The following is a 13930-nucleotide window of genomic DNA, read 5'->3' as shown; positions in this document are numbered from 1 at the left end:
CCTCAACATTAAAGAAAATGAACAATAAATTTATTAAATCGGCTTTAATGGTAATTGCTGTTGGAGCATTGAGTATCACCACTTCCTGTAAAAAATATTTAGATGTACAATCGCCGTCAACTTCTTCGCCTGATGTAGTTTTCGAAAGTACCGATAATACCAATGCCGCAGTTATTGCCATTTATAACCGTCTTTGCGGCGATAATGGCTACGGAAGCCGTATTTCTACCTTATTTGGCTTAACTGCTGATGATTTTAAAACTTCGGGGAGTTATAGCTCATCAGATCGCAGGGGGATTAGCATGTACGGGGCAAGCTCTGACAATACCGACCTGATTAACCCATTTCTGCAATTGTATTCAGGTGTGGAGCGTGCAAATATCTGTATCAAATACATTCCGGCTTCAAAATTATATGCCAATGGATCTGATGCCGAGAAAACCATCATGAAACGCTATTATGGTGAAGCGCTTACTTTAAGGGCACAATTTTTATATGAGCTGATCCGCAACTGGGGAGATGTTCCGGCATCTTTTGTGCCATCGGCTGATGCAGAAACATTATACGGCCCAAATGTAGACCGTAATAAAACCTACGATCAGATTATTGCCGATTTAAAAATGGCTGAAGACCTGGTTCCGTGGAGAAGCGGAATTACCGAATACGGCAGTTTCCGTTATACTAAAGGAGCAATTAAAGGTTTAAGGGCGAGGATTGCCCTGGCCAGGGGCGGTTACTCGTTAAGATCAGGAAGCCACACCATGGAGCGCAGTGCTGATTATTTAACCTATTATAAAATTGCCTTTGATGAGTGCCTGGATATTATGAACCACCGTTCGGAACATAATTTAAATCCGGTTTACGAAAATGTATTTAAAAGCCTGCACACCACCACGCGCTATGATGATGCCCATGAACTGATGTTCGAAGTGGCTGCTTTTGGTGGCAATGCTTCTACTGATAGTAAATTGGGTTATTACAACGGTATCCGTTTTAACTCAGCTTCTACTTTTGGCTCAGGCGGTGGCGGTATGAATGCCATTCCAACTTATTTTTATGAATTTGATGCAAGTAAAGATTGCCGCAGGGATGTAACCATTGGTGTTTTCGAAATTGTGGCCTCATCTAAAAAAATCGTTAATACGCTGTTTAACATGACGGACGGAAAGTTCCGTAAATCGTGGACGGCTTTTAACAATTCATCTGCTTCGCAAACTTTTGGGGTAAACTGGCCTATGTTACGTTTCTCGGATGTTCTGCTGATGTATGCTGAAGCCGATAACGAAATTAATGGTGCGCCATCTGCTACAGCAGTTAGTGCCCTGCAAGAGGTTCAGAAACGTGCTTATGCCGGCTTCGAAACCCAGATCCCGGTAACGCCAATGGATAAAACCGGATTTTTTAATGCGCTTGTTAAAGAGCGTTTATTGGAATTTGGTGGTGAGGGCATCCGTAAATATGATTTGATCCGCTGGAATTTACTGGCGAGCAAGTTTGACGAAACACGTACTAAAATACGTGCTTTAATTGCCGGAACAGGCGATTATGTAAACGTGCCAAACTATATTTACGCTAAAGAAAGTAATTATTTATTGGGCACCAGTGTTAACGAAGTGGCCACGCTCGATCTTTATGGCGGTGTGCCTAACAATGTATTTGCTTCTCCGGGTTTAAACAGCTCAACAGCACCAACAGGTTATACGGTTAAAAACTGGAGAAAAGCCGTAACCGAAGATAATTCGATCACCAGCACTTCTACCGGCCTTGCATTTTACTTCGAAGCCAACAAAAAAGAGCTTTTCCCATATCCAAAAACTACATTGATCGAAAACCCAGGCATGGTTCAAAATTTTGGTTATTAACGCATTTATATTATCAATCATGAAAAGAATTATAAATCAATTAGGGCTTAAACTGATCATTTTATCGTTAATGGTTGCGGTAGTTTCTTCTTGTAAAAAAGAGGATGATGCACCCACAGATCCGGCCAGGATTTTTAAGCCCAGCGATATAAAAATTACGTCGGGAGAAACTTCGGCTAAACTAACCTGGACTACGCCTTTAATGTCGACAGGAAAAACCTTTAAATACAGTATCGATTTTTCTACCGATTCGTTGTTTGCAACAGTGAATTACAGCACTACTGCCGATACAGCTGGCGTAACGGTAACGGAAGATAATTTGGCCGTTAGAACAAAATATTATGCCAGGGTTAAAGCCAACGCAACCGAAAGTCAGCCTGAATCGAAGTATGTAAGAAGCAGTGCATTTCAGTTAACAGGTATCCAGCTTTTTTTACTGATCAGGGATAACGAAATTAAAGAAAACAGCATTACTTTGCGTTACACGCCAACTGTTGGTTTAACTTCTATTGTATTAACCCCTGCAACAGGCGCTGCTACTACCACAACTTTGAGTGCAGGTGATGCATCTGCAGGCTTAAAAGCCATTACAGGATTAACGGCAGGAACAAAATATACCGCCGAACTTTTTGCAGGTACCAAGAGTAAGGGTATTACCACATTTACCACTCTTGCGCCAACCACTTACACCGTAAAATTAAATCCGGGCGATGACCTTGCGGCGGCTATTACTTCAGCAGCCAACGGCGCAATTATTGGTTTAAATCCGGGCACTTACAATATAACCGCATTGTCCACTTTTATTACCCAAAAAACCATTACCATTAAATCAACTTCAGGCAACCCAACAGATACGAAGGTTAACTTTAAAGAGATTGATTTAGAAGGAACGGGCGCAGGAGTAACACTATCGGGCATTGAGTTTGATGGAACTTCGGCTGCAGCCCTTTATTTTATCAATTTTATTGGTACACAGGCATCAAATGGTGCTGCAGCAACCTTTACCAATGTGGTGGTGGATAATTGCATTGCTCATGGTGCTACAACCGCATTTTTACGGGGCGACAGGGGAACAGCTGCCCGCGATTTCAAAATAACCGGTATTACGGTAAATAATTCAATTGTGTACGATATGGGCGCGAACGGTTCTTCGGCTTATTACACCTTCCATGTAAACAAAATGCAGTTTAATACCCTAACCGTTTCGAAATCTACCTTTTATAACGCTGGTCCGGGTTTGGTTACCGCAAGTACCACCTATACCGGTGATGTTATTCCAACCGTTTCGATTACCAATTCAACTTTTAACGGCTTTGGTGGCAATGCGAAATATGCCTTATTAGATGCCAATACTAACCCGATCAACTTTACGATTCAGAACAGTATTTTGGCCAACACGCCAAAATCAGGCACTGTAAATGCTGCCGCCATTAGGGGTACAGGAGCGGGAAGCACATTAAGAATTTCGAACAGCAACTATTTTAATTTGTTCAGTGCATTAACCGGTGGAACAGCCTTAACCTTTGGAACGGCAACTTTAGCCAGCAACCAAAACATTAATACAGGCTGGACAGCCACTACAACTGATTTTACTTTGCCTGCTGCATCACCATTAAGAAGCGCAGGAAGTACAGGAGGGCCAATTGGCGACCCCAGATGGGCATATTAATTTATTTTATGAAGGGCAGGTTTTAATCTGCCCTTTTTTAATGAAATTTAACTACTAATTAAAAATATCGTCATTGCGAGGAACGAAGCAATCCTAATGCAAACGCTGGTAGCGATTGTGGCAAGATTGCTTCGTCGGCTGAAAAAGCCTTCTCGCAATGACGATTCTCCTCGGACTATCAAATTGCGAAGAATATACTGTCATTGATTTTTACAAACTTAGCCATAATGAGAAGAATACCTTATTTTAAACTGATTACGCTACTCTTTTTAAATACCTTATCCTTTATTTACGCCAACGCACAGGATCCTAAATATCCATCAACAATAACCGTTTCAAAAGATGGCAGTGCAAACTATAAAACCATTCAGGAAGCAGTAAACTCGATAAGAGATTTGGGCGAAAAAGAAGTTAAGATTTATGTTAAAAAAGGAATTTATAAGGAAAAGTTGATTATTCCCTCCTGGAAAATCCGGATTTCAATTACAGGAGAAGATGCAGAAAATACCATCATTACTTTTGACGATTATTCGGGCAAACCAAATCCGGCTGGTAAAGATGTTTATGGCAATGCTAAATTCAGCACTTATACCTCTTTTACCGTGTTGGTTCAGGGCAACGATATCCACCTCGAGAATTTAACCATTATTAATTCAGCCGGCCGTGTCGGACAGGCGGTTGCCTTACATGTAGAAGGTGATCGTTTTGTAGCCAAAAAATGTAGATTTCTAGGCAATCAGGATACCCTTTATGCTGCTGTTGAAAATAGCCGTCAATATTATCAAAACTGTTATGTCGAAGGTACAACCGATTTCATTTTCGGCAAGGCCACAGTCGTTTTCCAGGATTGTACGATCAAAAATTTAAGCGACTCTTATGTTACAGCAGCCTCAACTTCTGCACAGCAAAAATTCGGATTCGTTTTTCTAAATTGTAAGCTCATTGCGGATGCATCAGTAACGAAAGCTTTTTTAGGCCGGCCGTGGCGACCGTATGCGAAAACAGTATTTATTAACTGTGATTTAGGCAAACACATTGTAGCAGAAGGCTGGAACCCCTGGAAAGGTGATAAAATGTTTCCTGATAAAGAACAAACTGTTTTTTACGCGGAATATAAAAATACAGGCGCAGGTGCATCGCCAAAAACAAGGTTACCCTGGACGAAACAGCTCACAGATAAAGAAGCAAAAAATTATACTTTAAAAAATATACTGGGTGGACCAGACCAATGGAACCCAATCACAAATTAATTAAAATGAAAACGAATTTCTTTAAGATTTTTGCGGCAGGAACATTAGCCGTTTTATTCTCTTTTACTTTTGTTCAAAAGAAAACAAAATTGTACATCATCGGCGATTCTACCGCAGCCAATAAACAAGAAAAAGCTTATCCGGAAACGGGTTGGGGCATGGCATTGCAATCGTATTTTAAACCTGATGTTACGGTTGATAACCGGGCACTGAACGGACGCAGTACAAAATCGTTTCGCGCAGAAAAACGCTGGGATCCAATTTTAGGGCAATTAAAGCCTGGCGATTATGTTTTTATCGAATTTGGGCATAATGATGAGAAAGTCGACAAACCAACAGTTGGGGTTTCACTGGCTGATTTTAAAATTAATCTGGTGAACTATGTAAAAGAAACCCGAAGCAAAAAAGCTTTCCCGGTTTTATTGACGCCAATCTCCCGCAGAAGTTTCAAAAATGGGGTTTTAATCGATTCGCATGGCGATTATCCTAGGATTACCCGTCAGGTGGCCGATTCGTTAAATGTGCCATTAATTGATATGCTGGCAAAAACAGAAAGTTTATTAACCCGTTTGGGAGATGAACCTTCAATAAAATTATTCAATTACGTCGATTCAGGAAATGTAAATTACCCAAACGGCAAAAAAGATGATACGCATTTAAGTCCGGAAGGCGCTAAACAGGTGGCGGGTTTGGTAGTGAAAGGAATTAAGGAGTTGAAATTGAGTTTAGCAAAGAGTTTAAAATAAAAAATCGTCATTGCGAGAAGGCTTTTTCAGCCGACGAAGCAATCTCCCTAGAACTGATGATTAATTCATCGTTTAAGATTGCTTTGTCGTTCCTCCTCGCAATGACGATCTGCGCTAGTTAATTAGCAACTAGAAAATATACTTCGTACTTAAGAAGTTCGAATCATCTCCCCTCACAATTTCGTTCAATAACTTTTTATTATCATCGGTAAATTTGGTAGCTACCAACGAGCGGATTGAGAATGAACGCAGGGCATCCACTACAGAAAGCGTTCCTTCGGCACTGTCTTTACGACCCGTGAAAGGGAAAACATCTGGTCCACGCTGACATTGGCAGTTAATATTTACACGGCTCACCTGGTTCACCAAAGGATCAATCAGTGAAGAAATTACCGCAGCATTGTTACTAAAAATACTCACCTGCTGGCCATGTGGCGAGCCGATTAAATACTCAATAGGTTCTTCCAGATCATCAAAAGGCACAACAGGTACAATCGGGCCAAACTGCTCTTCGCGGTATAATTTCATGTTGCTGTTTACCGGATAAACAATGGCAGGATAAACAAAAGTTTCTAAAGTTTGTCCACCGTTTTTGTTTACCACTTTCGCCCCGTGCGAAACCGCATCATCAATACATTCTTTTAAATATTCCGGTTTGTTTAACTCTGGCAGCGGCGTAAGGTTTACGCCTTTTTCCCATGGCATACCGAATTTCAGTTTTTCTACTTCTGCAGATAAACGCTTTAAAAATTCCTGTGCCAGACTGCGGTGTACATAAACGATTTTTATCGCAGTACAACGTTGTCCGTTAAAAGAAAGCGAACCTAAAACTGTTTCAGAAACGGCTAAATCCAAATCGGCATCTTTAGTGATGATCGCAGCATTTTTGGCATCCAAACCTAGAATTGCCCTTAAGCGGTTTACTTTAGGGTGCAGTTTTTTAAGTTCGTTGGCTACTTTACTCGAACCGATTAAAGTAAGCACATTGATTTTTCCTGATTTCATTAATCCCGGAACAATGGTATTACCACGACCATAGATTGTATTTACCACACCTTTAGGGAAACTGGCACGGAAGGCTTCAAGCAAAGGGTAGTGTAATAAAGTACCGTGTTTAGGTGGTTTGAATAAAAGTGTGTTGCCCATAATCAAAGCCGGGATCAACGTAGTAAAAGTCTCATTTAAAGGATAGTTGAACGGCCCCATACAAAGTACCACCCCAAGCGGAGAACGGCGTACCTGGGCCACAATTCCCTGCTCTATTTCGAAACGTGATGACTGTCTGTCGATATCTTTCAATGCATCAATGGTTGCATAGATATATTCAACTGTCCGGTCGAATTCTTTTACCGAATCGGCATAAGATTTACCGATTTCCCACATAATCAATTTCGCAACAATTTCTTTTTGCTCGATCATTTTATGGGTAAAGTTTTCTACACAGGCAATGCGATCGGCAACGCTCATGGTTGGCCACTGCCCGCGACCGTTATCATAAGCGGCTACAGCGGCATCCAAAGCTTCGGTCGATTCTTTCTCCGTACATACCGGAAAACTACCAATACGCTTTCGTTTCAAACCTTCAGGGGTTTTTACGCATACCGGAGAAAACACTTCATTAAACGGTCCGTTCCATGGTTTCATCTCTCCATTTGATAGAAACTCCTTTTGATTGATTTCTTCCGTGAGCCTAAATTCATCTGGAATCTGGCTCTCTTCAACGAAAATACTTTCGAGGTTTAGCGTTGTACTCAATTTAAGTTGTTGTTAGGGTTAAATTAATGTTAAATCTATCGTTTAAGTATAGATTCGTTTGTATAAAAAGGCTGATTGTTCAGAAAGCTTTCCTTAACATCAGCCTTTGGTTTATTTTAGTTCAATCACTTTATATTTTGGCACTAAGGTTTTCATCACCGTCCAGCCGATTAAATAACAAACCGCACAGATGGAAAAGATAATGAAATAACCGGCCTCTTCACCTTTAAACCCCATAAAAACAATCTCGTTTTTGCCCGTATAATCGAACAGTAAACCAGAGCCTTTATTGATGATGAAAGAGCCTAAGCCACCGGCCATACCGCCAATACCGGTAATGGTTGCAATGGCTTTTTTAGGGAACATATCGCCCACAGTAGAAAAAATATTTGCCGACCATGCCTGGTGAGCCGCACCCGCAATACCGATAATAATGACCGGTATCCAGTAAGTAATGTGCCCCAGAGGTTGCGCTGCCAAAGCCAATAATGGGAAAAATGCAAAAATTAACATGGCCCTCATGCGGCCTTCGTAAGGGTTCATGCCTTTTTTATCAACGAAATAAGTGGGCAACCATCCTCCGATAATCGAAAGCAGGGTAATCATATAAAGTACAAATAACGGCAACGCACTTTGGGTAGAATCCATTCCGTAAACCGATTTCAGGTAGGCAGGAGTCCAGAATAAAAAGAACCACCAAACGCCATCTGTCATAAATTTACCAAAGGCAAAAGCCCAGGTTTGTTTGTATTTAAAGCAATCAATAAACGAAACTTTTTCTTTGGTTTCTTCTACGTAATCGGCCAGTTTTCTATCGTTAATCACATCCTGCTGGATATAAGCCAGTTCTTCAGGGCTCACCCGCTTGTGAAGCTCTGGTTTGTTGTACACAAAAATCCATAAGCCCATCCACACAAAGCCCAGGGCACCGATAATGATGAACGACATTTCCCAGCCATAAGCTTTCGCAATAAAAGGAATGGTAATCGGGGCAGCCAATGCACCAACCGTAGCACCGGCATTAAAAATACTGGTTGCAAATGCCCTGTCTTTTTTAGGGAAATACTCAGCAGTGGCCTTAATTGCCGCAGGGAAGTTTCCTGCTTCTCCAACCGCCAGTACGAAACGGGCAAAAATAAAGAGGGTAACACTTACTGAAACCACCAAACCAGTATCGTTAACGCGGGCAATAATTTCTTTAGCCCCTTCAAAACCTACAAACCAGTTTCCATTAACAATACCTGCAGTTGCTATACCACAGAAAGCATGTAAACAGGCTCCAACCGACCAAACACCGATGGCCCATAAAAAGCCTTTTTTGGTATCCAGTTTATCAACTAAACGACCTGCAAAAAGCATCGATATGGCATAAAAAATAGAGAAAAGCGCCGTTATATTTCCATAGTCGTTATTGTCCCAATGAAATTCCGGTTTAATAAAATCCGTCCAGGTTAACGAAAGGACCTGTCTGTCTAAATAATTTATCGTAGTGGCTAAGAATAACAGCAAACAGATGGTCCATCTATATTTGCTTGTTTTGGGTTGGTTCATTTGGTTAGGTATGTTAAATTTTTTATTTGCTCTGCTGAATTAGATCGAGGGCTAATTTAGTATTGTCGAATAATTCCTCGTAAAGGCCTTTGCTCATCACATCCTTACTGATTAATTTACTGCCCATACCAACTGCACAAACACCAGATTTAAACCAGGTTTTTAAGTTATCGGCATTAATTTCTACCCCGCCGGTTGGCATAAATAACTGTCCGGCGAAAAGATCTTTAATGGATGAAATAAATTCAGGGCCTAAAATATTGGCAGGAAAAATTTTAATCAACATGGCTTTGTGTTCCTGAGCAACGCTGATTTCAGTCGGCGTCATACAACCCGGAATCCATAGCATACCAATTTTGTTGGTTATTTCGGCAACAGCTGGATTTACAATCGGTGCCACGATAAAATCCGTTCCGGCTTCAATAAAAGCATTTGCATCAGCAGGGGTTTTTATGGTTCCGATCCCCAGATAAAGATCAGGCATTTCGGCATCGCGTACTTCCTTTAGTTTTTTAAAGTTCGGCAGTGCTGATTTACCACGGTTGGTATATTCGAAAACGCGGACACCAGCTTTATACAGCGTGCGTAATATTTCTACGCTACCTGCTTCGCTATCCTGATAAAAAAGCGGTAACATACCCTGCTCTAAAATGGCATCTAAAATTTTGTGCTTGTTGCTAATCATTGCGTATTATTCTTTTTTCTATATCAGCTACGGTACTGGTTGTAGCATCACTTGGAATGTATAATTTATCGTAAGCTGCTGCTGTGGCAAAATTTAAGGTTTCGTTGGCCGGTAACTGGTTGTAAAAGCCATAAATCAAACCCGCCATAAAACAATCGCCACTACCCACTTTATCTAAAATTTCGTCCGAAACATATTCTTCCGATACGGTTAATTCACCCTCGGTATAAATAGCGGTATAATACCTGATGCCTTTGCCATGATCGAACCTGAAGGTATTGGCCACCGCCTTACATGCCGGAAACAAACTTAATATTTCTTTAGAAGTATCGGTTGCCTGCTGTAGTAACGTTTCTTTTGCATAACCCTCAGTTGGTGTTAAATCTTCATGAAGCGCGGTACCCAGCATTTTATTAGCCGCCCACACATTACCCATAATCAGCGTACAATATTGAGCGAGTTCTGGTAGCACGTCAATCGGATCTTTACCGTATTTCCAAAGTTTAGCGCGGTAGTTCAGGTCCAGTGAAATGGTGATGTTTCTCTCTGTTGCTGCTTTTAAGGCTTCCAGGCAAACATCGGCAACAGATTGATTGATTGCAGGGCATATTGCACTGAAATGGAACCAGCTTACCTCTTCAAAAACCTCATCCCAGTTGATCTGGCCAACCTTTAAATCAGCATAAGCAGAATTTGCACGATCGTAAATTACGCCGGCATTTTTAAGGTCTTTTCCCTTTGGGAGATAGTATAAACCCAAACGCTCACCATGATAAACCATGGGTGTAGTATCAATATTACGGGCATCAAGGTAATCTACAATTTCGCGGGTAACCGAATTATCGGGCACAGCCGATAAATAGGCGGACGGAACATTCCAAAGCGCCAGTGCAGTGGCCACATTCAGCTCTGCACCGCCAACATAAAACGGAAGTTTGTTTTCTTTTAACCAGGCACCATCCATATCAGGACAGATGCGCAAAAGTATTTCACCAAAGCTTAAAACTTTTTTTCCTTTTTTTGATGAAGCGAATATTTGGGTGCTCATTTTTGTGTCTCACCGGCGTATTTCATGCTGTTTTCTGCAACGGTATGAAAATGGAAGGAAAACGATTGAAATGATTTAATTCCAATGAAATACCTTCCTAAAGCCTGATTTTGGTTAAAATTTAAAGTAATTTTTTGCGTTAAAGTACGAAATATCCTGAACAATTTTGCCAACCCACTCCAAATCGTTAGGCAATTCGCCGTTCTCGATATCTTCTCCAAACAGGTTACAAACAATCCTTCTGAAATATTCGTGACGAGGAAAAGAAAGGAAACTGCGGGAATCGGTAAGCATACCCACCAGGCGACTTAAAAGCCCCATGTTCGATAGTGCATTTAATTGTTTGATCATGCCGTCTTTCTGGTCCAGAAACCACCAGGCCGAACCAAACTGAACTTTACCGGCAACCGAGCCATCATTAAAATTACCGATCATGGTGGCAATTAATTCGTTATCGGCAGGGTTGAGGTTGTAAATAATGGTTTTTGCCAGTTTGTCCTGGTTATCCAAACGGTTCAAAAATTTAGAAAGCATACGGGCCTGACTAAAATCGCCGATTGAATCCCAACCGGTATCCGGACCTAACTGCCTTAACATCCGGGCATTGTTGTTACGCAAAGCCCCGAGGTGGTATTGCTGCACCCAGCCTTTTTCGTGATCCCACTCTGCAAAATAAACCAGCATCGCCGATTTAAATTTCAGGTTTTCCTCGTAAGAAATATTTTGTTTACTGCGGATTTTATCAAAAATAGACGAGATTTCGGCTTCGGTATAATCCTCTGCATAAATCTGCTCTAAACCATGATCGGAAACCGAACAGCCATTATCGGCAAAGTAATCGTGGCGGCTTTTTAAAGCATCGATATAATCCTGAAAACTGTTGATGGTTTTATCGGCCACACTTTCCAGCTTATCAATATATTCGTTTAAACCTTCGATATCATTGCTGTTCATCGCCTTATCCGGACGGAAAGCGGGCAACATTTTCAGGTTTGCACCTTCTCTTGCCAGTTGCTGGTGAAAATTTAAGCTATCCAGTGGATCATCAGTGGTACAAACCGCTTCTACATTCATTTTGGCCAATAAACCACGTACAGAATACTCCGGGGTTTGCAGTTTTGCAGAACATTCGTCGTAAATTTTCTGAGCGGTTTTGCCCGAAAGTAAATCGGTTACACCGAAATAACGCTGAAGTTCCAAGTGCGTCCAGTGGTAGAGCGGATTACGCAAAGTATAAGGAACGGTTTCTGCCCATTTCTCAAATTTTTCATAATCTGATCCTACGCCGGTAATGTATTTTTCATCAACACCATTGGCACGCATGGCACGCCATTTATAATGATCGCCATACAACCAAACCTGGCTCATGTTGGCAAATTGGGTGTTATTGGCAATCTGCTCCGGTATAAGGTGATTATGGTAATCGATAATGGGTAGTGGTTTTGCAAAGTTGTGGTAAAGCTTTTCTGCTGTTTTGCTTTGCAAAAGAAAATTTTCGTCTAAAAAAGGTTTCATGCTATGTGATTTGAGACATTAGATACCCTGTTTGAGATGATCGAAACGAGTATCTATTATTTTTTTATTTATGTAATGTTGTCACCGGTTTGTGAGGACACAAACCGGAAATCAATTTATATTTTATTCTCTCAATGGTCTGTGGGGACACAGACCACGGGAATGGGTCTAAGACTCACGACTTCGGACTCATGACTCCGAACTACAAACTCACTCCCCTTTTCCAAGGAATAAAATCATCCTGGTTAAGCAACACTGCCTTAGGGATTACTTCGCCGCTGGCCGCTTTAATGCAGTATTCCAGAATATCTTCACCCATTTGCTCAATGGTTTTTTCCCCCTCGATTACCGGTCCGCAGTTGATATCGATGATATCACCCATGCGTTTGGTTAAAGCATTATTGGTTGAGACCTTAATGGTCGGGCAAACCGGGTTTCCTGTTGGCGTACCCAAACCTGTAGTGAACAAAATTAATGTTGCGCCCGATGCCGCTTTTCCGGTAGTGGCTTCTACATCGTTTCCTGGGGTACAAACCAGATTTAAACCTGGTTTAGTGGCGGGTTCGGTATAATCTAAAACATCTTCTACTGGTGAGGTTCCACCTTTTTTTGCTGCACCGGTACTTTTAATGGCATCGGTAATTAAACCATCTTTAATATTGCCCGGAGATGGGTTCATAAAAAATCCAGAACCCACATTTTCAGCAGCCTGGTTATAAGCTGTCATCAACTGGATAAACTTACGTGCAGCAGTTTCATCTTTAGTGCGGTCGATAAGTTGTTGTTCGGCACCGCAAAGTTCGGGGAACTCAGCAAGAAGCACCGTTCCGCCTAAAGCAACCAATAAATCGGAAGTATAACCTACGGCAGGATTGGCACTGATGCCGCTAAAACCATCGCTACCGCCACATTTAACGCCTAAAACCAGTTTGCTCAATGGTGCAGGCTGACGTTCGATTTTATTGATTTCGGTTAAACCGATAAAGGTTTTACGGATGGCTTCTTTAACCAACTGTTCTTCGCTCTGCGACTGTTGCTGCTCAAAAATAAATAATGGTTTATCGAAATTCGGACTGCGTTGTTTTAAATCATCCACAAAATCTTTCACCTGTAAATTCTGGCAACCCAGGCTTAACACGGTTACACCAGCCACATTGGGATGATCGGCATAAGCAGCTAAAAGCTTGCTCAATACAGCAGCATCCTGACGGGTACCACCGCAACCACCCTGATGGTTCAGGAATTTAATGCCATCTACGTTTTTAAAAACGCGGTTGGCCGACGGATTGGCCAATCCGATGGAATTTGGATCAGCTTCTTCTAAAATCTCGCCATTTTTATAAGCTTCTACCAGCTGGTGCGCGTACGATTTGTATTTATCGGTTACGGCATAACCCAACTCATTGTGCAAAGCCTCACGGATGACGTCCAGATTGCGGTTTTCGCAAAAAACAGTCGGGATGAACAACCAGTAATTGGCGGTTCCCACACGACCATCGCTACGAATATATCCGTTAAAAGTACGGCCTTCAAATTTAGAAACATCCGGAGCATGCCATTCGTAATGGTACGGACGGAATTCGTAAGGATCGGAGGCGTGTTTGGTATTTTCAGTATCCATTAAACCGCCCTTGAGAATGAAATGCTGCGCTTTTCCTACCAGTACGCCATACATAATGATGTGATCGCCCGGATTCATATCCTGCATAAAAAACTTATGCTTGGCCTGAATATCATCCTGTAAAATATATTCGTGCCCATCGTAAATAACGGTTTCGCCTTTTGCCAGGTTTTGCAGGGCAACAAGAACGTTGTCGTTAGGATGGATTTTTAAAATTCTAGTAACCAT

General features: G+C 41.6%; 10 protein-coding genes. 4 read left to right on the top strand and 6 right to left on the bottom strand.

The window, feature by feature from the left end:
* The first annotated feature begins 17 nt into the window (after positions 1 to 17).
* The 4 genes from ACTJKC_RS09330 (at position 18) to ACTJKC_RS09315 (ending at position 5527) form a co-directional block, all read left to right on the top strand.
* Positions 18 to 1862 (top strand): RagB/SusD family nutrient uptake outer membrane protein, encoded by a 1845-nt coding sequence (locus ACTJKC_RS09330; protein WP_440791340.1) that lies wholly within the window; start codon positions 18 to 20, stop codon positions 1860 to 1862.
* 19 nt (positions 1863 to 1881) lie between these two features.
* Positions 1882 to 3531 (top strand): fibronectin type III domain-containing protein, encoded by a 1650-nt coding sequence (locus ACTJKC_RS09325; protein WP_440791338.1) that lies wholly within the window; start codon positions 1882 to 1884, stop codon positions 3529 to 3531.
* Positions 3532 to 3758: 227 nt separating this feature from the next.
* Positions 3759 to 4781: a pectinesterase family protein gene (locus ACTJKC_RS09320; RefSeq protein ID WP_440791336.1), complete on the top strand. Its 1023-nt coding sequence runs from the start codon at positions 3759 to 3761 to the stop codon at positions 4779 to 4781.
* A 5-nt stretch (positions 4782 to 4786) separates the two neighbouring features.
* Positions 4787 to 5527, top strand: coding sequence for a rhamnogalacturonan acetylesterase (locus tag ACTJKC_RS09315; protein WP_440791334.1), 741 nt, complete (start codon positions 4787 to 4789; stop codon positions 5525 to 5527).
* A gap of 129 nt (positions 5528 to 5656) precedes the next feature.
* Here ACTJKC_RS09315 and ACTJKC_RS09310 read toward each other — a convergent pair whose 3' ends face one another.
* The 6 genes from ACTJKC_RS09310 to ACTJKC_RS09285 form a co-directional block, all read right to left on the bottom strand.
* Positions 5657 to 7282, bottom strand: a complete 1626-nt coding sequence (locus tag ACTJKC_RS09310) for an NADP-dependent glyceraldehyde-3-phosphate dehydrogenase (protein WP_440791332.1) — start codon at positions 7280 to 7282, stop codon at positions 5657 to 5659.
* 111 nt (positions 7283 to 7393) lie between these two features.
* A complete protein-coding gene (locus ACTJKC_RS09305) occupies positions 7394 to 8833 on the bottom strand; it encodes an MFS transporter (protein WP_344851576.1) in 1440 nt (479 codons plus the stop codon).
* A gap of 22 nt (positions 8834 to 8855) precedes the next feature.
* A complete protein-coding gene (locus tag ACTJKC_RS09300; protein ID WP_440791330.1) occupies positions 8856 to 9518 on the bottom strand; it encodes a bifunctional 4-hydroxy-2-oxoglutarate aldolase/2-dehydro-3-deoxy-phosphogluconate aldolase in 663 nt (220 codons plus the stop codon).
* The gene (locus ACTJKC_RS09295) at positions 9511 to 10566 is read right to left on the bottom strand and encodes a PfkB family carbohydrate kinase (protein WP_440791328.1); all 1056 of its coding nucleotides are present in this window, start codon (positions 10564 to 10566) and stop codon (positions 9511 to 9513) included. Before ACTJKC_RS09295 ends, ACTJKC_RS09300 begins: the two co-directional genes overlap by 8 nt.
* Before the next feature lie 114 nt (positions 10567 to 10680).
* Positions 10681 to 12081, bottom strand: coding sequence for a glucuronate isomerase (gene uxaC, locus ACTJKC_RS09290; RefSeq protein WP_440791326.1), 1401 nt, complete (start codon positions 12079 to 12081; stop codon positions 10681 to 10683).
* A gap of 202 nt (positions 12082 to 12283) precedes the next feature.
* On the bottom strand, positions 12284 to 13930 hold the full coding sequence (locus tag ACTJKC_RS09285) for a UxaA family hydrolase (protein WP_440791324.1): 1647 nt from the start codon (positions 13928 to 13930) through the stop codon (positions 12284 to 12286).

The organism is Pedobacter sp. 22226 (assembly GCF_052045455.1).
Taxonomy (GTDB): domain Bacteria; phylum Bacteroidota; class Bacteroidia; order Sphingobacteriales; family Sphingobacteriaceae; genus Pedobacter; species Pedobacter jeongneungensis.
The sequence above is the reverse complement of the archived record's forward strand: the minus strand, read 5'-3'. Positions and strand labels throughout refer to the sequence as shown.

Excerpts from the sequence above, each read along its gene's own strand:
- ACTJKC_RS09315 (WP_440791334.1), top strand. The coding sequence starts at position 4,787 with ATGAAAACGAATTTCTTTAAGATTTTTGCGGCAGGAACATTAGCCGTT.
- ACTJKC_RS09320 (WP_440791336.1), top strand. The coding sequence starts at position 3,759 with ATGAGAAGAATACCTTATTTTAAACTGATTACGCTACTCTTTTTAAAT.
- ACTJKC_RS09325 (WP_440791338.1), top strand. The coding sequence starts at position 1,882 with ATGAAAAGAATTATAAATCAATTAGGGCTTAAACTGATCATTTTATCG.
- uxaC (WP_440791326.1), bottom strand. The coding sequence starts at position 12,081 with ATGAAACCTTTTTTAGACGAAAATTTTCTTTTGCAAAGCAAAACAGCA.
- ACTJKC_RS09330 (WP_440791340.1), top strand. The coding sequence starts at position 18 with ATGAACAATAAATTTATTAAATCGGCTTTAATGGTAATTGCTGTTGGA.
- ACTJKC_RS09295 (WP_440791328.1), bottom strand. The coding sequence starts at position 10,566 with ATGAGCACCCAAATATTCGCTTCATCAAAAAAAGGAAAAAAAGTTTTA.
- ACTJKC_RS09300 (WP_440791330.1), bottom strand. The coding sequence starts at position 9,518 with ATGATTAGCAACAAGCACAAAATTTTAGATGCCATTTTAGAGCAGGGT.
- ACTJKC_RS09305 (WP_344851576.1), bottom strand. The coding sequence starts at position 8,833 with ATGAACCAACCCAAAACAAGCAAATATAGATGGACCATCTGTTTGCTG.
- ACTJKC_RS09285 (WP_440791324.1), bottom strand. The coding sequence starts at position 13,930 with ATGGTTACTAGAATTTTAAAAATCCATCCTAACGACAACGTTCTTGTT.